Source organism: Mycobacterium tuberculosis complex sp. N0072, from assembly GCF_030323725.1.
In the GTDB taxonomy this organism is placed as follows: domain Bacteria; phylum Actinomycetota; class Actinomycetes; order Mycobacteriales; family Mycobacteriaceae; genus Mycobacterium; species Mycobacterium tuberculosis.
Window position 1 is genome coordinate 3,421,469 of sequence record NZ_CP040689.1, and the last position, 23,025, is coordinate 3,444,493.

Here is a 23,025-nt window from a genome sequence, read left to right on the forward strand (position 1 = left end):
CGGACCATGGTCCGATTTATTCCGATCGCGTTACAGTGCAAAGGTGAGCGGCGCCGAGCGGTTGGGTGACTTGCCTGTGTTCGCGAGGCAAGAGCCCGTACCAGAGCGGGGCGACGCGGCACGCAATCGTGCACTCCTGTTGGAGGCGGCGCGCCGCCTGATCGCCCGAAGCGGTGCGGACGCAATCACCATGGACGACGTTGCCGCGGCCGCTGGCGTCGGCAAAGGCACCTTGTTTCGCCGCTTCGGCAGCCGTGCCGGCCTGATGATGGTGTTGCTCGATGAAGACGAGCGAGCCAGTCAGCAGGCCTTCCTGTTCGGCCCGCCACCGCTGGGCCCGGATGCTCCGCCGCTGGACCGCCTGATCGCATTCGGTCGGGAGCGAATGCGCTTCGTCCATGCCCATCACCAGCTGCTGTCGGAAGCCAACCGGGATCCACAAACCCGCCACAGCGCGGCGCTATCGGTACTGCGCACCCATTTGCGGGTACTGCTGGCCTCGGCGCCGACCACCGGCGACCTGGATGCCCAGACCGATGCCCTGCTAGCGCTGCTCGACGTCGACTATGTCGAGCACCAACTCAACGCCGGCGGCCATACCCTGCAAACCCTGGGCGACGCATGGGAGAGCCTGGCGCGAAAACTGTGCGGACGATGATCGATCACTATGCCGACAGCAGCACCGCGATGGATCCTGCACGTAGACCTCGACCAGTTTTTGGCGTCGGTCGAACTGCTCCGCCACCCCGAACTGGCAGGTTTGCCGGTCATCGTCGGCGGCAACGGTGATCCGACCGAACCGCGAAAGGTCGTCACCTGTGCGTCGTATGAGGCCCGCGCCTACGGTGTGCGCGCCGGCATGCCGTTGCGGACCGCCGCCCGACGATGCCCTGAGGCCACCTTCTTGCCGTCGAACCCAGCCGCCTACAACGCGGCGTCCGAGGAGGTGGTGGCGTTATTGCGCGACCTGGGATACCCGGTCGAGGTATGGGGCTGGGACGAGGCTTACCTCGCGGTGGCGCCCGGGACTCCCGACGACCCCATCGAAGTCGCCGAAGAGATCCGAAAAGTCATCTTGTCGCAAACCGGGCTGTCTTGCTCGATAGGTATCAGTGACAACAAGCAGCGCGCCAAGATCGCTACCGGGTTGGCGAAACCAGCTGGCATCTATCAGCTCACCGATGCCAACTGGATGGCCATCATGGGTGACCGTACCGTCGAAGCACTGTGGGGTGTGGGGCCCAAGACTACGAAAAGGCTGGCAAAGCTTGGGATCAACACCGTTTACCAACTTGCACACACCGATTCCGGGCTATTGATGTCCACGTTCGGTCCGCGAACCGCGCTGTGGCTGCTGCTGGCCAAAGGCGGAGGCGATACCGAAGTCAGTGCCCAAGCTTGGGTTCCACGCTCGCGCAGCCACGCCGTCACCTTTCCACGAGACCTCACCTGCCGATCCGAAATGGAATCGGCCGTGACGGAATTGGCGCAGCGAACACTCAACGAGGTGGTGGCTTCGTCGCGAACCGTCACCCGAGTCGCGGTCACCGTGCGCACGGCGACGTTCTACACCCGCACCAAGATCCGAAAGCTGCAAGCTCCCAGCACCGATCCCGACGTCATCACCGCTGCCGCCCGGCACGTTCTTGACCTATTCGAGCTGGATCGGCCCGTCCGGTTGCTGGGAGTGCGGTTAGAACTGGCCTAGAACCGGCGGGCACACCGCACCTGGGCGGCGCGAAGTCTTGACCGCACCGGCCGCTATGGCCCGGGCCGAAGCGCGCGCGTGAAGAACACGTTGACTCGTCGCATCACCAGGGTGTATGGCCACCACGCATATCGCTTGAACGCATACAGCGCCCGGATGTCCGCCGACGTATAGACCAGGTATCTGTTCCTTGTGACCCCGGCCAAAATTTTGTCGGCCGCCTTCTCCGGCGTCACGGCGTGACCACTGAACCGTTCGACCCAGCGGTTGACCCTCGGGTCGTCGCGATCCACTCCGGCGATCTCGACCGTATTGACCAGCGGGGTCTTGACGGCGCCAGGCACCACGACCGACACCCCGATGCCGTGCCGGGCCAGATCGAAGCGCAGCACCTCAGAAAGTCCCCGCAACCCGTACTTGCTAGCGCTATAGGCCGCATGCCACGGCAAGCCAACCAGCCCGGCCGCCGAGGACACATTGACCAGGTGCCCGCCCCGACCGGCGGCGACCATCGGTGGGACCAAGGTCTCGATGACGTGGATTGGGCCCATGAGATTGATCGCGACCATCCTGCTCCACTGATCGTGCGTGAGCTGGTCAACGGTGCCCCAGGCCGACACACCGGCGATGTTTAGTACCACGTCCATGCTGGGATGACGGGCGTGGATATCGGCCGCGAATGCCGCCACGTCCTGGTAGTCGGAGACGTCCAGAACTCGATGCTCGGGCACCTGAGCGCCGAGTGCACGGGCGTCACACACGGTTTGCGCCAAGCCATCACGGTCGCGGTCGGTCAGATACAGCTCGGCACCTTGCGCCGCGAGGCGCAACGCGGTCGCGCGACCGATGCCACTGGCCGCGCCGGTGACAAAGCACCGCTTACCCGCGAAATACTGTCCGGCTCCCCTCTGCAACATGGTCGTGACGATACCGGCGGTACCGACACCCCCTCCGGTAGGACGATCGATGCGCCCCGATAGCTATGGGGCCTTGCCGCCACCCCAAAGCGCGTTGAGCCACATCTGTTCAAGCACCCGAACCCGGCGCGCTGCGTCACTGTCGGGGCCGACGAGCAAAGCGTCACCGGTCAGCATCAGCGCGGTGGTAGCTGCCAGGGTGCGGACGAGCGTCGGGAGGTCTTCGCTGATCGGATGCGCAGTGCCGGCCTTCACCTCAGCCTCGAAGACGCCGATGGTTTCACGCAACAGCACTTGGAACTGCCGCTCGAGAATATCGCGGATCTCCATGTCGCTCTGGCGTGCCGCATTACAGGCCCGCAGCACCGGGTCGTTGTTCGCGTAAACGGCGGCGACGCTGCCGATCATCCGGTTGACGAACTGCTCGGGTGACTCCCCTGGCTGACGGGCGGAGAAATGCTGGCTGGCTTCTTCGAGTTCTTCGGTGGCCTCGGCCAAGATCTGGGCGAGCACCGAGTATTTGGAATCGAAGTAGAAGTAGAAACCGGAGCGGGCTACCCCTGCGCGAAGGCTGATAGCGCGCACCGACAATTCCGCGAACGGTGTCTCCTCCAGCAGTTCGCGTGCGGCCCGCAGAATCGCCTGGCGATGCCTGTCACCACGCCGTCGCATCGGCGGCGCAGCCTGCTTCTCGTCTGCGGCATGACTGGTCACCTTTTGATCACCCCCTTGACCTTGCACCATGGCGTCTGAAAACGGAACATCGGTAGCCGTCAAATTGACCAGAAGGATAGATTTCAGTTACAGCCACCACCGGTAAGGAGCGCCAATGGCGACGATCCACCCCCCGGCATACCTCCTTGACCAAGCCAAGCGTCGCTTCACGCCGTCGTTCAACAACTTTCCCGGCATGAGTCTTGTCGAACACATGCTGCTGAACACCAAATTCCCGGAGAAGAAACTCGCCGAACCGCCGCCAGGCAGCGGGCTCAAGCCGGTCGTCGGTGACGCGGGGCTGCCGATCCTTGGGCACATGATCGAGATGTTGCGCGGCGGACCGGACTATCTGATGTTCCTGTACAAGACGAAGGGTCCGGTCGTATTCGGCGACTCAGCTGTGCTGCCGGGTGTCGCAGCACTGGGCCCTGACGCGGCGCAGGTCATCTACTCCAACCGCAACAAGGACTACTCGCAGCAGGGCTGGGTGCCCGTGATCGGGCCCTTCTTCCACCGCGGCCTGATGCTGCTCGACTTCGAAGAGCACATGTTCCACCGACGGATCATGCAGGAGGCGTTCGTCCGGTCCAGGCTCGCCGGCTACCTCGAGCAGATGGACAGGGTCGTCTCGCGGGTGGTCGCCGACGACTGGGTCGTCAACGACGCACGCTTCCTTGTCTATCCGGCCATGAAGGCGCTCACGCTTGACATCGCCTCGATGGTCTTCATGGGCCACGAACCCGGCACCGATCACGAACTGGTCACCAAGGTGAACAAGGCGTTCACGATTACCACCCGTGCCGGCAACGCGGTGATCCGCACCAGCGTGCCACCGTTCACCTGGTGGCGAGGACTGCGAGCACGCGAGCTGCTGGAAAACTACTTCACCGCCCGAGTCAAAGAGCGCCGCGAAGCGTCGGGCAACGACCTGCTGACGGTGTTGTGCCAGACCGAAGACGACGACGGCAACCGGTTCTCCGACGCCGACATCGTCAACCACATGATCTTCTTGATGATGGCCGCCCACGATACCTCGACGTCAACGGCCACGACGATGGCCTACCAGCTGGCCGCCCACCCGGAATGGCAGCAGCGCTGCCGCGACGAATCGGACCGGCATGGCGATGGGCCGCTCGACATCGAATCCCTAGAGCAGCTGGAATCGCTCGACCTGGTGATGAACGAGTCGATCCGGTTGGTGACGCCGGTCCAGTGGGCGATGCGGCAGACGGTGCGCGATACCGAACTGCTGGGCTACTACCTACCCAAGGGCACCAACGTGATCGCATACCCAGGGATGAATCATCGCCTGCCGGAAATCTGGACAGACCCGCTGACATTCGACCCGGAACGGTTTACCGAGCCGCGCAACGAGCACAAGCGGCACCGCTATGCGTTCACGCCGTTCGGCGGCGGCGTGCACAAGTGCATCGGGATGGTGTTCGGCCAATTGGAGATAAAGACGATCCTGCACCGGCTGCTGCGCCGCTACCGGCTGGAGCTGTCCCGTCCCGACTACCAGCCCCGCTGGGACTACAGTGCCATGCCGATCCCGATGGACGGGATGCCGATCGTGCTGCGTCCCAGGTAGGCCCTCTTCGGCGGATTCCGCCAATCCACCGGTGCCGCAGATGAAAGTGCCAGTGCGCAGCCCGCACCCACTTTCGACCCGCGGCGGGAGTCGGTCTGGATCAGATCCCGCCGCGGGTCGCGCGAATGGTCAGCGTCGCTATCGTGCGCCGACGGTGCAAGCCCTTTCGACTTCTATGACGACCGTTTGAATTTGGACGTCCCCTGTTGCAGAAAACCCTCGCTGCGGTGGAACCTGGCGATAGCATCTGATGACGGTGTGGAAACCGCGGAATATGGGTGTGCTCCAGCGACGAAAGGCTCAATCGATGAGCGCGACTAAAAGCAAGGGTTTGCGGGCGTTTCAGACACTGGTCGCGGCGCTGGCTGCGGTAGTTGCAGTACTAGCAGCGGGCTGCGCTACCCAGCGCGTTCCCACGGTTCTGCCGGAATCGGAGTTAATTCCTCAAAGCCTCGGTTAGCTGCTCTGCGACCTCGCCGGACGGGTGCAGCGCAACCACGCACATGCAGGAGCAAGAAGGGCGCGACCGATGATCGCAAAAGGCAACAGGCGGATCCGGGTAGGGCAATTGCTGGGCGCAGCACTGGTCGCTGCTTTTGCCCTGACAGCGGTGGGATGCACAATCCAGATGCCTCAGCCACCTCTCCCGCAGCAGGAGTTAAGGCGGTAGGTCCGGCCTCAGGGTAGCTGCTAACTACCCGATGGGGCAGTCACGTCGCCGTCGGGCACGGTGCGGACGAGCGCGGACACACTCATCCGTACTTTGGTGCTTAGAGCCACCAGGAAGCGGCAGCGTCCAGATGGCGGCGGGTGCGGCAACGGGCCAGGCTGTCGTCACCAGAGCCGATCGCTTCGAGAATCCGTACGTGGGCATGTCCCACAGCGACCACGTCGCTCCATGTCGGCAGCGCCTGCTCTGTGCTCGACAAGTGCCGGCGGAACAGCTCGACCAGTATCAGCAGGAACAGATCCAGCATCGTATTGCCGGCCGCTCGCGCCAGTCCGACGTGGAACCGAAACTCCTCGACGGCGGCCGCGCGTACATCGTCGGTGGGGTTATCCAACCTCGGCCGCCCCAGCGTATCGAGGAAGGACGCAACCTCAGGTTCGCTGCGGCGCTTGACAACTTTCGCGACATTGTCGATCTCGATGGCATCCCGGACGCACCGTAGGTCTTCGCGGCTCGGCTTGCGGTACTGCAGATAGAGCGCGATGGTGTCGATGCTGGCTTGTGGCTGGGGGGTGGTGACGACCAACCCGCCGCCGGGTCCGCGGCGCATGTGCGCGATCGCGTGATATTCCAGCAGCCGCACCGCTTCCCGAAGCACCGCGCGGCTCACCTGGTAGCGTTCCAACAGCGCTGTCTCGGTCCCGAAGACCGACCCGACCTGCCAGCCGCTGGCGGCGATATCGTCGCCAATGGTGGCCGCCAACACCTCGGCCAGCTTGCCGCGGGGCGCGCCCAGGATCAGCTGCTGGGCCCGGCGCGGCTCACGCGCCCGGCCCCCGTTGCGGACGGCCGCATCGTTGCCGCGCTGGTGCTGCTGCAGCCAGCCGGCTACCGCCTCAACGTGTCGTTCGCTTAAGGTTTTGGCCCACGCCGAATCACCCGCCGTGACGGCCGCGACGATATCGGAATGTTCGTTGTGCACTTGACCGGCCGCCTCGACGGCCTCACCTGCGGATTGGGTACCTGACTTCTGGACGTATCGCTTGGTCAGCCGCATCAAGATGTCGATAAACAGCTGTAGGACAGGGTTTTTCGATTGCTCCGCGAGCACGCGGTAAAACTGCTCAGGCGGCGGGGGCAAACCGGGCCGCCACCGTTCCTCTGCGCGCAAGACCGCTCGCAGCCTTTCGATGCCGGGTTCGTCGATATGCTCTGCGGCAAGAGAGGCCGCCAAGGGTTCGAGCACCAGACGCGCGCCGAGCAAGTCACCGATGGTGGTGCCCAGGTATTCGAGATAGATGACCACGGCGCGGGTAGCGGGCCCGGCATTTGGCTCGCAGATGAACAGCCCGCCGTTCGGTCCACGACGCATTCTTGCCACCTGATGGTGCTCAACCAGACGCACAGCTTCGCGCAGCACCGATCGACTCACGCAAAAGCGTTGCTGCAAAGCGCTTTCCGAACCCAAGGATGCTCCGATCGGCCAGCCGCGGCGGACGATGTCCGCCTCGATGCGGCGGGCGATCTTCGACGCTCGCTTGTCCGTCCAGACCGCGTCCGGCTCGGTGCTCATTTCAATAGAGTGTACTGTATTGGCTGAGTCAAGGGCGCGAGCAGACGCAGAATCGCCCAAAATCCAAGATTTTGAGGCGATTCTGCGTCTGCTCGCGCAACCGGGCGAGCTGGGCCCTAGCTAATCAGGGGATCACGCGGCATGCCCAGGATCCGCTCGGCAATCTGATTGCGGGTCACCTCCGACGTGCCGCCGGCGATCGCCATGCCACGGGCGCCCATCACCGTTCGGCCAATCACCCTGCCGGGGCCGTCCAGCAACGCAATCTCGGGCCCCCATAGCGCGGCCGCGATGGCGGCGCCCTCGATCATGTGCTCTGCCACTTTGAGCTTGGTGATGTTGCCCTCCGGACCAGGGCCGGCTCCTTCGACGCTGCGAGCGGCACGGCGCAGGTTCAGCAGCCGCAGTGCGTGATCCTCTGCGAGGAAAGCGCCGACTCGAATTGGGGCGCCCGCAAACGCATCTGACCGCCGCTGGACCAATTGCACCAGCTTCGCCGCCATTGCTTCGTAGTACGAGCCACTGCCGCCGATGCTGACCCGCTCGTTGCCCAGCGTTGCCCGCGCCACCGTCCACCCGGAGTTCGGCGCCCCGACAACGTCCTCATCGGGGACGAAGACATCGTTGAAGAACACCTCGTTGAATTCCGAGTCGCCGGTGATCTGCCGCAGCGGCCGCACCTCGACACCGGGGGCCAACATGTCGATGATCACCGTGGTGATGCCAGCGTGTTTGGGGGCATCCGGATCGGTACGCACGGTAGCCAGGCCACGCGCGCAGTACTGCGCTCCGCTGGTCCACACCTTTTGCCCGTTGATCTTCCAGCCGCCCTCCACCCGAGTTGCGCGGGTCTTGACCGAGGCCGCGTCAGACCCCGCGTCAGGTTCGGAGAACAGTTGGCACCATATCTCCTGCTGGCGCAGCGCTTTCTCGACGAATCTTTCAATCTGCCAAGGCGTTCCGTGCTGAATCAGCGTCAAGATCACCCACCCGGTGATCGAGTAATCCGGGCGCTCGATGCCCGCCGCGCTGAACTCTTCCTCGATCACCAACTGCTCCACCGCGCCCGCGGCACGACCCCACGGCCTGGGCCAATGCGGCATCACATAGGCCGTCTCGATCAGCTTGTCGCGCTGTGCATCCTTTTCCAGAGCAGCGATTTCAGCGGCGTCCGAACGGATGCGGGCGCGCAGCTCCTCGGCCTGTGCCGGCAGGTCCAAGCTGATCGCCCGGGTAACGCCAGCCGCGGTGCGCTCGAAAACGTCTCGGACGGGCGCATCACCGCCGAACAATCCCACGGTCACCAACGCCCGGCGTAGATGCAGATGCGCGTCATGCTCCCAGGTAAAGCCAATACCGCCGTGCACCTGGATGTTGAGCTCGGCATTGCGTGCATAGGCCGGAAACGCCAGGGCCGCAGCGACCGCGGCGGCCAGCCGAAACTGCTCCTCATCCTCTGCTGCCGCACGCGCGGCATCCCAGACCGCGGCGATCGCCGACTCGGCGGCCACCAGCATGTTCGCGCAGTGATGCTTCACCGCTTGAAACGTGGCGATGGTACGGCCGAATTGCTGTCGCACCTTGGCATAGGCCACGGCGCTGTCCACGCAGTCGGCCGCCCCACCGACGGCCTCGGCGGCCAGCAATGTGCGCGCGCGGGCCAAAGCCGATTCATACGCACCAAGCAGGATGTCGTCGGTCGTGACGCGCACGTTGTCCAGGCGCACGCGGCCACTCCGCCGGGTCGGATCAAAGTTTTCCGGCACATCAACCGAGACGCCCTTGCGGCCGCGTTCCAACACCAGCACGTCGTCACCGGCGGCAACCAACAGCAGCTCGGCAAGCCCGGCGCCCAACACGATTCCCGCCTCACCGTCGGCAACACCGTCGGTAACCTGCACCTGACTATCCAGTCCCACACCCGCCGTCAGGGTTCCGTCAATCAGCGCCGGCAACAGCCGTGCCCGTTGGTCATCAGTACCTTCTTTGGCGACCACCGCTGAGGCGATCACGGTCGGCACAAACAGCCCCGGTGCCACCGCACGACCGAGCTCTTCGATCACCACCACAAGCTCGGACAGGCCATAGCCAGAGCCACCGTGTCGCTCGTCGATATGCAGGCCGAGCCAGCCCAGCTCGGCGAGGTTCTGCCAGAACGGCGGGCGGGCGTCCCCCGCCGCGTCCAGTGATGCACGCGCCGCCCAGCGCACCTTCTGCGAAGTCAAGAACGCGCGAGCCACCCCGGAGAGCTCGCGATGGTCGTCGGTCAATGCAATACCCATCAAGGCCTCCTAGCGGCACTACCGGACCCACATAGCCCCCAGGCGGTATTGGTAAAGAGTATACTAATTGTCTGTCGCGGCCGCGAGACACGGCTTGCTCGGGCACGCCAGCCTTGCCCTCGCCAACGATGTCGGCGAGACATGCCAAGCTGAACCGTGCTCCTTCACGACGTGGCCATCACCTCAATGGACGTGGCCGCCACCTCGTCGCGGCTGACCAAGGTCGCGCGCATCGCCGCCCTGTTGCACCGCGCCGCGCCAGACACACAGCTGGTCACGATCATCGTGTCGTGGCTCTCCGGCGAGCTGCCGCAACGCCATATCGGTGTCGGGTGGGCGGCATTGCGGTCCCTACCGCCGCCCGCGCCGCAACCGGCGTTGACCGTCACCGGTGTCGACGCCACCCTCTCTAAGATCGGCACTCTATCGGGCAAAGGGTCTCAGGCGCAGCGCGCGGCACTCGTTGCGGAATTGTTCTCCGCCGCAACCGAAGCTGAGCAAACCTTTTTGTTGCGACTGCTCGGCGGTGAACTGCGCCAGGGCGCAAAGGGCGGGATCATGGCCGATGCGGTCGCCCAGGCCGCCGGGCTCCCGGCCGCGACGGTCCAACGCGCCGCGATGCTAGGCGGCGACCTGGCGGCAGCGGCGGCGGCCGGCCTGTCCGGCGCGGCGCTGGACACCTTCACCCTGCGAGTGGGCCGACCGATAGGCCCGATGCTGGCACAGACCGCGACCAGCGTCCATGATGCACTCGAACGTCACGGCGGCACAACCATTTTCGAGGCTAAACTAGACGGCGCGCGAGTGCAGATCCACCGGGCAAACGACCAGGTCAGGATCTACACCCGAAGCCTGGACGACGTCACTGCCCGGCTGCCCGAGGTGGTGGAGGCAACACTGGCACTGCCGGTCCGGGATCTAGTGGCCGACGGCGAGGCGATCGCGCTGTGCCCGGACAACCGGCCGCAGCGTTTCCAGGTCACCGCATCACGGTTCGGCCGATCGGTCGATGTTGCGGCTGCCCGCGCGACGCAGCCACTTTCGGTGTTCTTCTTCGACATCCTGCATCGGGATGGTACCGACTTGCTCGAAGCGCCGACCACCGAGCGGCTGGCCGCCCTGGACGCACTGGTGCCGGCTCGGCACCGCGTGGACCGGCTGATCACGTCCGATCCAACGGACGCGGCCAACTTCCTGGATGCGACGCTGGCCGCCGGCCACGAGGGGGTGATGGCCAAGGCACCGGCCGCTCGTTACCTTGCGGGTCGCCGCGGAGCGGGCTGGCTGAAGGTCAAGCCGGTGCACACACTCGACTTGGTGGTGCTCGCGGTGGAATGGGGCTCGGGACGCCGGCGCGGCAAGCTCTCCAATATTCACCTGGGCGCACGCGATCCGGCTACCGGTGGATTCGTGATGGTGGGCAAGACCTTCAAAGGAATGACCGACGCCATGCTGGACTGGCAGACCACCAGGTTTCACGAGATCGCGGTGGGTCCGACAGACGGCTACGTCGTCCAACTTAGGCCCGAGCAGGTGGTCGAGGTAGCCCTCGACGGCGTGCAAAGGTCGTCGCGCTACCCGGGCGGGCTGGCATTGCGGTTTGCCCGCGTGGTGCGCTACCGCGCCGACAAGGACCCGGCCGAGGCCGACACCATCGATGCCGTGCGCGCGCTCTACTGATCGCACGGCGAGAGTGACTCCTGCGACGGGACACGCCGGCTGGGCGTCGCCAGATTCACGCTCGTCGACCAAGCGGGCGGGACAAGCAGCTGCAAGGATCAACGGAGATCGCACCCGTGATTGAGGGAGGTGACGGTGGCAGCGCCGACCCCGTCGAATCGGATCGAAGAACGCTCCGGACACGCCAGCTGCGTCCGCGCCGATGCCGACCTGCCACCCGTGGCCATCCTCGGTCGCTCCCCCATCACGCTTCGGCACAAGATCTTCTTCGTGGCCGTTGCCGTGATCGGCGCTCTCGCCTGGACCGTCGTCGCGTTCTTCCGCAACGAGCCGGTCAACGCGGTCTGGATCGTGGTCGCAGCGGGCTGCACCTACATCATCGGGTTCCGGTTTTATGCGCGGCTGATCGAAATGAAAGTCGTCCGTCCCCGCGACGATCACGCCACCCCGGCCGAAATCCTCGACGACGGCACCGACTACGTGCCCACCGACCGGCGGGTGGTATTCGGACACCACTTCGCCGCTATCGCCGGTGCCGGGCCGCTTGTCGGACCAGTACTGGCCACCCAGATGGGTTACTTACCCAGCAGCATCTGGATTGTCGTCGGCGCGGTGCTGGCCGGATGTGTCCAGGACTACCTGGTGTTGTGGATCTCCGTGCGGCGGCGTGGCCGCTCCCTGGGTCAGATGGTTCGCGACGAACTCGGCGCCACCGCCGGAGTGGCCGCCCTCGTTGGAATCCCGGTCATTATCACCATTGTGATCGCGGTGCTGGCGCTGGTGGTCGTGCGGGCCCTGGCCAAGAGCCCATGGGGCGTCTTCTCGATCGCCATGACCATCCCCATCGCCATCTTCATGGGCTGCTACTTGCGGTTCCTACGTCCCGGGCGGGTGTCGGAAGTTTCATTGATCGGGATCGGACTGCTGCTGCTCGCCGTTGTCTCCGGTGATTGGGTTGCCCATACCTCCTGGGGCGCAGCGTGGTTCAGCTTGTCACCGGTGACACTGTGTTGGCTTCTCATCAGCTATGGCTTCGCAGCTTCGGTGCTGCCGGTGTGGCTGCTGCTCGCGCCACGCGACTACCTGTCAACGTTCATGAAGGTCGGCACCATCGCGCTTCTCGCGATCGGTGTTTGTGCGGCTCACCCGATCATCGAGGCCCCAGCGGTGTCGAAATTCGCCGGTAGCGGCAACGGCCCGGTGTTCGCCGGCTCACTGTTTCCATTCCTGTTCATCACCATCGCGTGCGGGGCGCTGTCTGGATTCCACGCGCTCATCTGCTCGGGCACGACGCCGAAGATGCTGGAGAAGGAAGGCCAGATGCGCGTGATCGGCTACGGCGGCATGATGACCGAGTCCTTCGTCGCCGTCATAGCACTACTCACCGCGGCGATCCTCGACCAGCACCTATACTTCACCCTCAACGCGCCGTCCCTGCATACCCACGACAGCGCAGCCACCGCCGCCAAGTACGTCAACGGGCTCGGTTTGACGGGCTCACCGGTGACCCCAGACCACATCAGCCAGGCCGCCGCCAGCGTCGGCGAACAGACGATCGTGTCGCGCACCGGCGGTGCGCCGACGCTGGCGTTCGGCATGGCGGAGATGCTGCATCGAGTGGTCGGCGGTGTGGGCCTCAAGGCGTTCTGGTATCACTTCGCGATCATGTTTGAGGCTCTGTTCATCCTCACCACCGTCGACGCCGGCACCAGGGCCGCGCGCTTCATGATCTCCGATGCGCTGGGCAACTTTGGCGGTGTGCTGCGCAAACTGCAGAATCCGAGCTGGCGTCCCGGTGCGTGGGCTTGCAGTTTGGTGGTCGTCGCGGCGTGGGGCAGCATCCTGCTGCTCGGTGTGACCGATCCGCTGGGCGGCATCAACACGCTGTTCCCGCTGTTCGGCATTGCCAACCAGTTGCTTGCCGGAATTGCGCTGACCGTCATCACCGTCGTCGTCATCAAGAAGGGGCGACTGAAGTGGGCTTGGATACCGGGTATTCCACTGCTGTGGGATCTGGCGGTCACCCTGACCGCATCGTGGCAGAAGATCTTCTCCGCTGATCCTTCTGTCGGCTACTGGACTCAGCATGCTCACTACGCGGCAGCCCAGCACGCAGGCGAGACCGCGTTCGGCTCGGCCACCAACGCCGATGAGATCAACGACGTCGTCCGGAACACATTCGTCCAGGGCACCCTGTCGATCGTCTTCGTGGTGGTCGTCGTGCTGGTTGTTGTCGCCGGAGTCATAGTGGCGCTGAAGACAATTCGCGGCCGCGGCATACCGTTGGCCGAGGACGATCCGGCGCCGTCGACGTTGTTCGCGCCCGCTGGCCTGATTCCTACAGCCGCAGAGCGAAAGTTGCAACGACGTTTGGGCGCGCCGGCCTCGGCTTCCGTCGCGGCGCCCGACTAGCCCTCCCGCTGCAGTGGTACCGGCGCCGCAATCAGACGGCGAGTAGGCGTGGGTCCAACCCGCGATTCGCGGCAGCCGGCGGAGAGGGCGACCAAGAGACGTTATCGGTTCGCTCGGGGACTCATGGCCGGTCTGCTGGGCACGATGGCTCTCACGAGCGGCGGTGGTGTCGCTCGCGAGGATCCATTGGAACCTGATCCGCTAGCCCCGATCATCGACGATTCCAGGTAAACGGATTCGAAGGCACCTATAGGGACGTGCCCTGACGCCCCGCCACAATGGACGCTTGGGTAGCCTGACCAGCCTTATGCAGTGACAGTGCGTCGAGCATCAATTGAGTAGATCCCACCACCGGTGAACACCAGCAGGAAGAAGCCGAAGCAGAACAGTATCGCCGGAGTTCCGCCATTGCCGTCCGGTGGACCGCCGATCGGCCACAGTGCATACGGTTGATGCATCCAGAAGTAGGCGACCGCCATTTCGCCCGAGGCAACGAACGCCACAGCGCGGGTAAACAGCCCGGTTGCGATCAGCAGACCTGCCACCAACTCGATGACCCCGGCATACCAGCCGGGCCAGGATCCAAATTCGACGGGTTGAGCCGAGGTGACGGGCCAGCCGAAAAGGATCATCGATCCGTAGCCGGCGAACAGCAGCCCGTATACCAACCGAAAGAGGCTCAGCACAGCCGGCAAACAGCCGGCGAGCCGACGGTCGAGATCTTTCACCATGACACGACGTTACGGGGATCGACCGCGCGAACGCTGGGCGGATTTTGTCTCCCACCGGTGTGCCTACTCACGTGTGGACGCACGAGCCTCCTTTGTGTACATTTGTACATGTACAAATGTACACAAAGGAGGGGTCTTGATCTACCTATACCTCTTGTGCGCGATCTTCGCGGAAGTGGTGGCAACCAGCCTGCTCAAAAGCACGGAAGGGTTCACTCGGTTGTGGCCCACGGTGGGCTGTCTAGTGGGTTATGGCATCGCTTTCGCGCTGCTGGCCTTGTCGATCTCGCACGGCATGCAGACGGACGTCGCCTATGCGCTGTGGTCGGCAATCGGTACGGCCGCCATTGTGCTGGTCGCCGTACTGTTTCTCGGCTCGCCGATATCTGTGATGAAGGTGGTTGGCGTCGGCCTGATTGTCGTCGGCGTGGTCACGTTGAACCTGGCGGGTGCCCATTGACCGCAGGCTCCGACCGCCGTCCACGCGACCCAGCCGGTCGCCGGCAGGCGATCGTCGAGGCGGCCGAGCGCGTGATCGCTCGCCAGGGCCTTGGCGGGCTGAGCCACCGCAGGGTTGCCGCGGAGGCCAATGTACCGGTCGGGTCGACGACCTACTACTTCAATGACCTCGACGCGCTGCGGGAAGCCGCGCTCGCGCACGCCGCAAACGCCTCGGCCGACCTGTTGGCGCAGTGGCGCAGCGACCTCGACAAGGACCGCGACCTGGCCGCGACCCTGGCCCGGCTCACCACCGTCTACCTGGCCGACCAGGACCGCTATCGCACGCTCAACGAGTTGTACATGGCGGCAGCTCATCGACCGGAACTGCAGCGCTTGGCCCGGCTGTGGCCAGATGGTCTACTCGCGCTGCTCGAACCGCGCATCGGTCGACGAGCCGCCAACGCGGTCACCGTGTTTTTCGACGGCGCTACGCTGCACGCGCTTATCACCGGTACCCCGCTGAGCACCGATGAGCTCACCGATGCCATCGCCAGGCTGGTTGCGGACGGCCCGGAACAGCGCGAAGTGGGACAATCTGCCCATGCGGGACGAACCCCCGACTGACACCGCAGCGGCTCCCACCACCGGTGCGGCACCTGAGATTGACACCGCCCGCGAATACGAAGTAACCGCCGAATACCAGTCCTGGCGGGTCTTCTGGGGAAGCGCCGCAGCATTGCTGACGGTCGGCGTCGGGATAGGCGCGGCCATCCTCCTCGGGTGGTTCACGTTAGCGCACCGGCACCCGGACCAGCCTGGGGCGGCCGCGACACCACCCCCTGCGGGGCTAACAACACGGTCCGCGCCCACCGCCGCCCCGCCGTCAACGCTGCAAAGCCCAGACCTGGACAGCGTCTTTCTTGGCAACCTGCACGATCGCGGCATCTCGTTCACCAACCCCGATGCCGCCGTCTACAACGGCAAGATGGTCTGCACCAATCTCGGCGGCGGCATGACCGTGCAGCAGGTGGTCGAGGCATTGCAGAGTAGCAGCCCTGCACTTGGCGACCGGACAACCGCTTACGTGGCCGTCTCGATTCGCACGTATTGTCCGAAGTACGACGCTGTGCTGCCACCGGGATCCTGAGTGGAGCTAAGGGGACTCGAACCCCTGACCCCCACACTGCCAGTGTGGTGCGCTACCAGCTGCGCCATAGCCCCATGAAGTGATGCCCATCGAAGCTACACCACCGCCGGAAAGCGTTCAAAGCCCCAGGTCAGCGAGCCTCACCCGATGACCCGATCGACCACTTCGCGGGCGGTCTGCTGCACCTCGACCAGATGTTGCGGTCCACGGAAGGACTCCGCGTAGATCTTGTAGACGTCCTCGGTGCCCGACGGACGCGCGGCAAACCACGCATTGGCCGTCGTCACCTTCAATCCGCCCAGCGCAGCACCGTTGCCGGGCGCGGTCGTCAGCTTTGCGGTGATCGGCTCACCGGCCAACTCGGTGGCGCTCACCTGGTCGGCCGACAGCCTGGCCAGGCGGGCTTTCTGCTCCCGATCGGCGGGCGCGTCGATCCGCGCATAGCACGGCCCACCGTACTCGCCGGCCAGCGCGTGATATCGCTGCGACGGCGTAGCCCCGGTGACCGCCAGGATCTCGGCGGCCAGCAGCGCCATGATGATGCCGTCCTTGTCGGTGGTCCATACCGATCCGTCCCGTCGCAGAAATGATGCCCCCGCCGATTCCTCGCCGCCGAAGCCCAAGGTGGCGCCGATCAGACCGTCGACGAACCATTTGAATCCGACCGGTACCTCAACGAGTTGACGGCCGATCCCGGCGACCACCCGGTCGATGATCGACGAGCTGACCACCGTCTTGCCCACGGCGATGCCGGCCGGCCAGGACGGGCGGTGGGTGTAGAGATATTCGATGGCCACGGCCAGATAGTGGTTAGGATTCAGCAGCCCTTCGTCAGGGGTGACTATGCCGTGTCGGTCGGCGTCGGCGTCGTTGCCGGTGGCGATCTGGTAGCGCTCCCGGTTGCCGAACATCGTTCGGATGAGCCCAGCCATCGCATCCGGTGAACTGCAGTCCATCCGGATCTTCCCGTCGGTGTCCAGGGTCATGAACCGCCAGGTTGCGTCGACCAGCGGATTGACCACGGTCAGGTCTAGGCCATGCCGGTGGGCGATCTCACCCCAGTAATCCACGCTGGCCCCGCCGAGCGGGTCGGCGCCGATCCGCACCCCGGCCTCGCGAATGGCGGCGATATCGACCACGTTCGGCAGGTCATCGACATAGTGGCCCAGGTAGTCGTGTCGCTGGGCGGTGCGTAACGCGCGGGCCAGCGGCAACCGCTTCACCATCGACCGAGCGAGCAGAATCTCGTTGGCACGCTTGGCTATTGCGGTGGTCGCAGCGGTGTCCGCCGGGCCACCGTTGGGTGGGTTGTACTTGATGCCGCCGTCGGACGGCGGGTTGTGCGACGGCGTCACAACGATCCCGTCGGCCAGCGCTTCGGTCCGGCCGCGGTTGTAGGTCAAGATGGCGTGGCTGATTGCCGGCGTCGGCGTGTAGCGGTCGCGGGAGTCGACGACGGCCACCACCTGATTGGCGGCGAGTACCTCCAGCGCCGATACCCATGCCGGTTCCGAAAGGCCATGGGTGTCACGGCCGATGAACAGCGGCCCGGTGGTCCCCTGGGCGGCGCGGTATTCGACGATAGCCTGGGTGATGGCCAGAATATGTAGTTCGTTGAACGTTCCGGTCAGGGCTGAGCCCCGGTGCCCTGAGGTGCCGAAAGCGACCTGTTGAGCGAGGTCGTCGGGATCGGGTTCGATCGAGTAGTACGCAGTCACCAGATGGGGCAGGTCGACGAGGTCTTCGGGCTGGGCCGGTTGACCGGCTCGTGGGTTGGCCACCATGGCTACCAATTCTGCCCACAGGCCCTACAGTGCGAAGCGCAGCATTAGCACACCGAGAGGGATCGACCAGTGCCAAACCACGATTATCGCGAGTTGGCTGCGGTTTTCGCCGGCGGAGCGTTGGGTGCGCTGGCCCGAGCAGCGCTGAGCGCACTCGCCATCCCCGACCCAGCCCGGTGGCCATGGCCGACGTTCACGGTCAACGTCGTCGGCGCCTTCCTGGTGGGTTATTTCACCACCCGGCTGCTGGAGCGATTGCCCCTGTCGAGTTATCGACGCCCATTGCTCGGCACCGGATTGTGCGGCGGACTGACCACTTTCTCGACGATGCAGGTCGAGACGATCAGCATGATCGAACACGGTCATTGGGGTTTGGCCGCTGCCTACTCCGTCGTCAGCATCACCCTCGGATTGCTGGCGGTGCACCTGGCCACGGTCTTGGTACGCCGAGTGCGGATACGCCGATGACGGCCTCGACGGCCCTGACGGTGGCAATCTGGATCGGCGTGATGCTCATCGGCGGTATTGGGTCCGTGTTGCGTTTTCTGGTCGATCGCTCGGTGGCCCGCCGGCTGGCCCGGACTTTTCCCTACGGCACACTGACGGTGAACATCACCGGAGCCGCGCTGCTGGGGTTTCTGGCCGGCCTGGCGTTGCCGAAAGACGCAGCCTTACTGGCCGGCACGGGGTTCGTCGGCGCCTACACCACCTTTTCCACCTGGATGCTAGAAACCCAACGGTTGGGAGAGGACCGCCAGATGGTTTCGGCATTGGCCAATATCGTCGTCAGCGTTGTGCTCGGTCTAGCCGCGGCGCTACTCGGTCAGTGGATCGCCCAGATATGAACGAGCAATGCCTGAAGCTGACCGCGTATTTCGGCGAGCGGCAACGCGCTGTCGGCGGGGCGGGGAGGTTTCTGGCCGATGCGATGCTGGATCTGTTCGGCTCCCATAACGTCGCGACCAGCGTGATGCTGCGCGGTACCACCAGTTTCGGGCCAAAGCACGAGTTTCGCTGCGATCAATCGCTGAGCCTGTCCGAGGACCCGCCGGTGACCGTCGCCGCCGTCGACATCGAATCGAAAATCCGCTCCCTGGTCGACGACGTCACAGCGATGACCGACCGCGGCCTGGTGACCCTGGAACGGGCGCGACTGGTCACCCGGCACAGCGGCGCCGAGGAATTCGGCGACATCGACAGCCGAAACGGAGATGCCGCCAAGCTCACCATCTACGCCGGCCGCCAGGTGCGGGTTGCCGGGGCGCCGGCCTACTACACCATCTGCGAGCTTTTGCATCGACATGGATTCGCAGGTGCCACAGTGCTGCTCGGCGTCGACGGCACGGCACACGGTCGGCGCCGCCGGGCCCGGTTCTTCGGCCGCAACGTCAATGTTCCACTGATGATCATTGCCGTCGGAACGCCTGCACAGGTTGCCGTGGCCGCAATGGAACTCACCGCAGCACTGCCTAACCCGCTGCTGACCATCGAACGGGTGCGGCTGTGCAAGCGCGACGGCGAGTTGTTCGCCCGCCCCCAACAGCTGCCGCAGACCGATGACCAGGGACGCACCCTGTGGCAAAAGCTCATGGTTCACACCGCCGAAGCAACCCATCATGAGGGGCTGCCGATCCACCGAGCGCTTGTCCATCGACTGATGCAGTCCGAAACGGCGCGGGGCGCTACCGCGCTGCGCGGCATCTGGGGCTTTTACGGCGACCATAAACCCCATGGGGACAAGCTATTTCAGCTGGTGCGTAGGGTGCCGGTGACCACGATCATCGTCGACACACCCCAGGCTATCGCGCGCAGCTTCGACATCGTCGATGAGCTGACGAACTGGCACGGGCTGGTAACCAGTGAGATGGTCCCTGCGGCCGTGTCACTCACCGGGTCACGGGATGGCACGCAAAAGACCGGTGAAACCCCACTGGCGCGCTACGACTACTGAGTGCCAGCCGCCAGATTGGTCAGATCCCACGTCGGGGACGCTTACCCAACCCGCGATGCGAACATCCATTTGTCGGCCAGCGCCGATACCCAGCCCGCTACGACCTCAGGATTATCCGGTGGCACCTCGACCAACACCAACTCGTCAACGCCCAGTTCGCGAGCACATCGACATCACCAACCTGAGGATTAGCCAGGGCCACGGCCAGCCGCAGTTCGCCACGATCACGACCCGACTGTTGCCGTCGAACGATGCGACGTCGTCGCGCCATAATGTGCGCATTGCAGCGACGTATTCGGCGGTGCGCTCTGCGCGCCGCTCGAATGGCACTCCGAGCGCGTCGAACTCCTCCTTGGACCATCCGACGCCACGCCTAGTGTCAGCCGCCTACCACTCAACCGATCCAGGCTCGCCGCTTCTTTGGCCACTATCACCGGGTTGTGCTCAGGCAGCAGTAGCACGCCCGTCGCGACGTCCACCCGCGACGAGGCGGCAGCGGCGAAACTCAACGCGATCATCGGGTCAAGCCAATCCGCCTGTGCCGGAACCGCGATGACGCCGTCGCGGGAGTAGGGATAACGCGACGCGGGCCGGTCCACCATCACGACATGTTCGCCGACCCACAAGGTGGCGAAGCCACAGTCGTCCGCCGCAACCGCGACGGCATCGACGACCGCCGGGTCGGCGCCGGCACCTATTCCAGCGCGTGCAGTCCCAGTCACATCGCACGAGCGTCTCACACAGGCCAATTGGCATTAGCGGCCGTTGAGCAACTGCGCCAAGACGGCCGCATGGCTGCGTGCCACGTGGCGCGTCGCGGTCACCGGGGTCACAACGCTGCGCCCGGTCAGCTTGCGCAGCTCGGCTAGTGCCGCGCTGTCGTGCAGCTCCTCCTGGTAGCGCGACGCGAATTCGTCAAACCGCTCCGGCTGGTGGTGGTACCACTCGCGCAGCTCTTTGGATGGTGCGACGTCTTTGCACCAGATGCCCACCCGCTGGTCATCCTTGCGGATTCCGTGCGGCCAGATGCGATCGACCAGGACACGCTGGCCGTCGTCGGGATCGATGTCTTCATAGACGCGGGCCACCCGCACCCGTGTCTCGCGCACCATTGTGCCAGCGTATAGCCGTTACCGCGGGGGCTTATCCACAGCCACCGGCGCCACCAGTTGTCCCGGTCTGTGCAGGCTGCTATTCTCGAACACATGTTCGAGACATTGACCGCGATCGACCCGGATGCCGAGGAAGCGGCGTTGATCGAGCGAATCGCCGAGCTGGAGCGGCTTAAGTCGGCAGCCGCGGCTGGCCAGGCGCGGGCGGCGGCCGCTGTGGACGCCGCCCGCAGAGCCGCCGAAGGAGCTGCCGGGGTGCCGGCTGCGCGCCGTGGACGTGGGCTGGCCAGTGAGATTGCCCTGGCTCGACGAGATTCACCAGCCCGGGGCAGCCGGCATCTGGGGTTTGCCAAGGCCTTGGTTTACGAGATGCCACACACGCTGGCCGCCCTGGACTGCGGCGCCCTCTCGGAGTGGCGGGCCACCCTGATCGTGCGCGAAAGCGCATGTCTGGATGTCGCGGACCGGCGCGCATTAGATGCCGAGTTATGTGGCGACCCCGGCGACTTGGAGGGGATGGGCGATGCGCGGGTGGTCGCGGCCGCCAGGGCGATCGCCTATCGGCTGGACCCGCAGGCCGTCGTCGACCGGGCGGCCAACGCCGAAAATGACCGTACGGTCACCATTCGGCCGGCACCGGACACCATGACGTATCTGACCGCCCTGTTGCCAGTCGCCCAAGGCGTGTCGGTGTATGCGGCGCTGACCCGAGCGGCAGACACCCGCTGCGACGGGCGCTCCCGCGGCCAAGTCATGGCCGACACCCTGGTCGAACGGGTCACCGGCCGCGACGCGGCGGTCCCGACCCCGATCGCGGTCAACCTGGTCATGTCGGATGAAACGCTGCTGGGTGCGGCCAACACACCGGCGCAGCTGTGCGGCTACGGTCCCATTCCTGCGGCCGTGGCACGGACCATGGTCGCTAGCGCCGTCACCGACCAGAGATCGCGGGCCACCCTGCGCAGGCTCTACGCTCATCCTCAGGCCGGGGCGCTGGTGTCGATGGAATCACGGGCGCGGCTGTTTCCCCGCGGTCTGGCCGCCTTCATCGAGCTGCGCGATCAGCGTTGCCGCACCCCCTACTGTGACGCGCCGATCCGACACCGCGACCATGCCCACCCCTGGGCCGACGGCGGCCCGACCAGCGCGCACAACGGGCTTGGGACCTGCGAACGCTGCAACTACGCCAAACAAGCCCCCGGCTGGCGGGTCAGCACAAGTGTCGACGAAAATCACACGCACACAGCCGAATTCATTACCCCGACAGGCAGTCGACACCGGTCCGGCGCCCCGCCGCACCTGCCTGCGGTCACCGTCAGCGAACTCGAGGTCCGAATCGGCATCGCGCTCGCTCGATACGCCGCCTAGTAGTGGTAGGTGTCAGTCGGAGCCGGCATGTGAACCGGTTCGTCCTCGAAGTCGGACACTTCGATGCCGTAGGCGCGGGCCAGATCGAGGATCTTGGTGGCCCGGGCAATGCGCGGCAGGTCAGACCCGTTGCGGATCTCGCCCCCGTCGCGGGCGAACTCAGCGAAAAATTCCTTCGCCCAGACGATTTCGTCCTGCGACGGGGATAGCCCCTCATTCACCACCGGACATTGGTCCGGCGAAAGGCAGATCTTGCCGGTCATGCCAAACTCGGCGGAGACGGCCGTGGCCTCGATCAGCTTGAGCGCGTTGGAGCCGATGGTCGGCCCGTCGATCGCGCTGGGCAGACCGGCGGCCCGGGCCGCGATGGTAAAGCGCGACCGCGCGTAGGCCAATGTTGCCGGGTCTTCGCCAAAGCCGGTGTCCCGGCGAAAGTCGCCGATACCGAAGGCGAGCCGGAAGGTGCCCTTGGCCGCAGCAATCTCGTTGATGCGCTCCAGACCCCGCGCCGTTTCGACCAGTGCAACGATCGGCACGTTAGGTAGTCGTTTCGCGGTCTCGGTGACATGGTCCACCGATTCGACCATCGCCAGCATCACTCCGCCAACGGGGCTATCGGCCAACATCGCTAGATCGTCCGCCCACCAAGGTGTGCCGAAGCCGTTGATGCGCACCCAGTCAGCGTTTCCGTCACCAAACCAACGCACGGCGTTGTCCCGGGCGGCATGCTTGTCTTTGGGAGCGACCGCGTCCTCGATATCGAGCACGACGATGTCGGCGCGTGAGTGCGCGGCGGACTCGAACCGGTCGCCGTGCGCGCCGTTGACCAGTAACCAACTCCGCGCGAGAACCGGATCGATACGAGACCCGGCCACCGGATCCGCCGTGTTGGTATCGACCTGTTCATACATTGAGGTCATCTAGTGTCTCTTCGCTCAGTC

At 65.0% G+C, this 23,025-nt stretch carries 20 protein-coding genes, 1 tRNA gene and 1 pseudogene; 12 read left to right on the top strand and 10 right to left on the bottom strand.

Features of this window, described 5'->3' with window-relative positions; genetic code table 11:
• The first annotated feature begins 43 nt into the window (after positions 1-43).
• Entirely contained in the window at positions 44-658 is a 615-nt protein-coding gene (locus FF952_RS16115; RefSeq protein ID WP_003415984.1) for a TetR/AcrR family transcriptional regulator, read from the top strand.
• A 9-nt stretch (positions 659-667) separates the two neighbouring features.
• On the top strand, positions 668-1,708 hold the full coding sequence (locus FF952_RS16120) for a DNA polymerase IV (RefSeq protein WP_003899898.1): 1,041 nt from the start codon (positions 668-670) through the stop codon (positions 1,706-1,708).
• Between the two features lie 53 nt (positions 1,709-1,761).
• Here FF952_RS16120 and FF952_RS16125 read toward each other — a convergent pair whose 3' ends face one another.
• Complete coding sequence (locus tag FF952_RS16125; protein ID WP_003415986.1) at positions 1,762-2,625, bottom strand: SDR family oxidoreductase; 864 nt, start codon at positions 2,623-2,625, stop codon at positions 1,762-1,764.
• A gap of 63 nt (positions 2,626-2,688) precedes the next feature.
• Positions 2,689-3,339, bottom strand: coding sequence for a TetR/AcrR family transcriptional regulator (locus tag FF952_RS16130; RefSeq protein WP_003415987.1), 651 nt, complete (start codon positions 3,337-3,339; stop codon positions 2,689-2,691).
• A 115-nt stretch (positions 3,340-3,454) separates the two neighbouring features.
• On the opposite strand from FF952_RS16130, the gene FF952_RS16135 reads away from it, so the two are divergent.
• Positions 3,455-4,933, top strand: a complete 1,479-nt coding sequence (locus FF952_RS16135; protein ID WP_003415988.1) for a cytochrome P450 — start codon at positions 3,455-3,457, stop codon at positions 4,931-4,933.
• Positions 4,934-5,703: 770 nt separating this feature from the next.
• Here FF952_RS16135 and FF952_RS16140 read toward each other — a convergent pair.
• Together FF952_RS16140 and FF952_RS16145 are read right to left on the bottom strand one after the other, a co-directional pair.
• Positions 5,704-7,176, bottom strand: coding sequence for a FadR/GntR family transcriptional regulator (locus FF952_RS16140; RefSeq protein ID WP_003415989.1), 1,473 nt, complete (start codon positions 7,174-7,176; stop codon positions 5,704-5,706).
• A 116-nt stretch (positions 7,177-7,292) separates the two neighbouring features.
• Positions 7,293-9,458, bottom strand: coding sequence for an acyl-CoA dehydrogenase family protein (locus FF952_RS16145; RefSeq protein ID WP_031680806.1), 2,166 nt, complete (start codon positions 9,456-9,458; stop codon positions 7,293-7,295).
• A 156-nt stretch (positions 9,459-9,614) separates the two neighbouring features.
• Between FF952_RS16145 and FF952_RS16150 the strand changes: the two genes are divergently transcribed.
• Complete coding sequence (locus tag FF952_RS16150; RefSeq protein ID WP_003415991.1) at positions 9,615-11,138, top strand: ATP-dependent DNA ligase; 1,524 nt, start codon at positions 9,615-9,617, stop codon at positions 11,136-11,138.
• 135 nt (positions 11,139-11,273) lie between these two features.
• Complete coding sequence (locus FF952_RS16155) at positions 11,274-13,550, top strand: carbon starvation CstA family protein (RefSeq protein WP_003415992.1); 2,277 nt, start codon at positions 11,274-11,276, stop codon at positions 13,548-13,550.
• 305 nt (positions 13,551-13,855) lie between these two features.
• On the opposite strand, the gene FF952_RS16160 is transcribed toward FF952_RS16155, so the two are convergent.
• Positions 13,856-14,281, bottom strand: coding sequence for a DoxX family protein (locus FF952_RS16160; RefSeq protein WP_003415994.1), 426 nt, complete (start codon positions 14,279-14,281; stop codon positions 13,856-13,858).
• 136 nt (positions 14,282-14,417) lie between these two features.
• Between FF952_RS16160 and mmr the strand changes: the two genes are divergently transcribed.
• From mmr to FF952_RS16175, 3 genes are read left to right on the top strand one after another with little or no spacing between them, the layout of a single operon-like run.
• Positions 14,418-14,741: a multidrug efflux SMR transporter Mmr gene (gene mmr / locus FF952_RS16165; protein ID WP_003415995.1), complete on the top strand. Its 324-nt coding sequence runs from the start codon at positions 14,418-14,420 to the stop codon at positions 14,739-14,741.
• Positions 14,738-15,346, top strand: a complete 609-nt coding sequence (locus FF952_RS16170; RefSeq protein ID WP_003416005.1) for a TetR/AcrR family transcriptional regulator — start codon at positions 14,738-14,740, stop codon at positions 15,344-15,346. Before mmr ends, FF952_RS16170 begins: the two co-directional genes overlap by 4 nt.
• A complete protein-coding gene (locus FF952_RS16175) occupies positions 15,324-15,869 on the top strand; it encodes a DUF732 domain-containing protein (RefSeq protein WP_017351165.1) in 546 nt (181 codons plus the stop codon). Before FF952_RS16170 ends, FF952_RS16175 begins: the two co-directional genes overlap by 23 nt.
• 1 nt (position 15,870) lies before the next feature.
• Here the strand turns inward: FF952_RS16175 and FF952_RS16180 are convergent.
• A tRNA-Ala gene (locus tag FF952_RS16180) sits at positions 15,871-15,943 on the bottom strand.
• 66 nt (positions 15,944-16,009) lie between these two features.
• Positions 16,010-17,653, bottom strand: coding sequence for a phosphoglucomutase (alpha-D-glucose-1,6-bisphosphate-dependent) (pgm, locus tag FF952_RS16185; RefSeq protein WP_003899902.1), 1,644 nt, complete (start codon positions 17,651-17,653; stop codon positions 16,010-16,012).
• Between the two features lie 69 nt (positions 17,654-17,722).
• On the opposite strand from pgm, the gene crcB (FF952_RS16190) reads away from it, so the two are divergent.
• Genes crcB (FF952_RS16190) through FF952_RS16200 form a run of 3 tightly spaced genes read left to right on the top strand, consistent with a single transcriptional unit; the run spans position 17,723 to position 19,604 of the window.
• The gene (crcB, locus tag FF952_RS16190) at positions 17,723-18,121 is read left to right on the top strand and encodes a fluoride efflux transporter CrcB (protein WP_003416045.1); all 399 of its coding nucleotides are present in this window, start codon (positions 17,723-17,725) and stop codon (positions 18,119-18,121) included.
• Complete coding sequence (crcB, locus tag FF952_RS16195) at positions 18,118-18,498, top strand: fluoride efflux transporter CrcB (RefSeq protein WP_003416046.1); 381 nt, start codon at positions 18,118-18,120, stop codon at positions 18,496-18,498. Before crcB (FF952_RS16190) ends, crcB (FF952_RS16195) begins: the two co-directional genes overlap by 4 nt.
• Positions 18,495-19,604 (top strand): DUF190 domain-containing protein, encoded by a 1,110-nt coding sequence (locus FF952_RS16200; protein ID WP_003901532.1) that lies wholly within the window; start codon positions 18,495-18,497, stop codon positions 19,602-19,604. Before crcB (FF952_RS16195) ends, FF952_RS16200 begins: the two co-directional genes overlap by 4 nt.
• Positions 19,605-19,748: 144 nt before the next feature.
• Here FF952_RS16200 and FF952_RS20840 read toward each other — a convergent pair.
• Both FF952_RS20840 and FF952_RS16215 read right to left on the bottom strand, forming a co-directional pair.
• A pseudogene (locus FF952_RS20840) lies at positions 19,749-20,344 on the bottom strand (LLM class flavin-dependent oxidoreductase).
• Between the two features lie 15 nt (positions 20,345-20,359).
• The gene (locus FF952_RS16215; protein WP_003416050.1) at positions 20,360-20,716 is read right to left on the bottom strand and encodes a DUF488 domain-containing protein; all 357 of its coding nucleotides are present in this window, start codon (positions 20,714-20,716) and stop codon (positions 20,360-20,362) included.
• Between the two features lie 93 nt (positions 20,717-20,809).
• Here FF952_RS16215 and FF952_RS16220 point away from each other — a divergent pair, with 93 nt between their 5' ends.
• On the top strand, positions 20,810-22,084 hold the full coding sequence (locus tag FF952_RS16220; protein ID WP_003416051.1) for an HNH endonuclease: 1,275 nt from the start codon (positions 20,810-20,812) through the stop codon (positions 22,082-22,084).
• Here the strand turns inward: FF952_RS16220 and FF952_RS16225 are convergent.
• The gene (locus FF952_RS16225) at positions 22,081-22,995 is read right to left on the bottom strand and encodes an HpcH/HpaI aldolase/citrate lyase family protein (RefSeq protein ID WP_003912070.1); all 915 of its coding nucleotides are present in this window, start codon (positions 22,993-22,995) and stop codon (positions 22,081-22,083) included. The two genes, FF952_RS16220 and FF952_RS16225, sit on opposite strands and share 4 nt — an antisense overlap.
• Positions 22,996-23,025 lie beyond the last annotated feature (30 nt).

Coding starts and splice junctions, on each gene's coding strand:
- FF952_RS16145 (WP_031680806.1), bottom strand. CDS start 9,458: ATGGGTATTGCATTGACCGACGACCATCGCGAGCTCTCCGGGGTGGCT.
- pgm (WP_003899902.1), bottom strand. CDS start 17,653: ATGGTGGCCAACCCACGAGCCGGTCAACCGGCCCAGCCCGAAGACCTC.
- FF952_RS16225 (WP_003912070.1), bottom strand. CDS start 22,995: ATGTATGAACAGGTCGATACCAACACGGCGGATCCGGTGGCCGGGTCT.
- FF952_RS16125 (WP_003415986.1), bottom strand. CDS start 2,625: ATGTTGCAGAGGGGAGCCGGACAGTATTTCGCGGGTAAGCGGTGCTTT.
- FF952_RS16160 (WP_003415994.1), bottom strand. CDS start 14,281: ATGGTGAAAGATCTCGACCGTCGGCTCGCCGGCTGTTTGCCGGCTGTG.
- FF952_RS16200 (WP_003901532.1), top strand. CDS start 18,495: ATGAACGAGCAATGCCTGAAGCTGACCGCGTATTTCGGCGAGCGGCAA.
- FF952_RS16120 (WP_003899898.1), top strand. CDS start 668: ATGCCGACAGCAGCACCGCGATGGATCCTGCACGTAGACCTCGACCAG.
- FF952_RS16215 (WP_003416050.1), bottom strand. CDS start 20,716: ATGGTGCGCGAGACACGGGTGCGGGTGGCCCGCGTCTATGAAGACATC.
- crcB (WP_003416046.1), top strand. CDS start 18,118: ATGACGGCCTCGACGGCCCTGACGGTGGCAATCTGGATCGGCGTGATG.
- FF952_RS16175 (WP_017351165.1), top strand. CDS start 15,324: ATGCGGGACGAACCCCCGACTGACACCGCAGCGGCTCCCACCACCGGT.
- FF952_RS16140 (WP_003415989.1), bottom strand. CDS start 7,176: ATGAGCACCGAGCCGGACGCGGTCTGGACGGACAAGCGAGCGTCGAAG.
- FF952_RS16220 (WP_003416051.1), top strand. CDS start 20,810: ATGTTCGAGACATTGACCGCGATCGACCCGGATGCCGAGGAAGCGGCG.
- FF952_RS16135 (WP_003415988.1), top strand. CDS start 3,455: ATGGCGACGATCCACCCCCCGGCATACCTCCTTGACCAAGCCAAGCGT.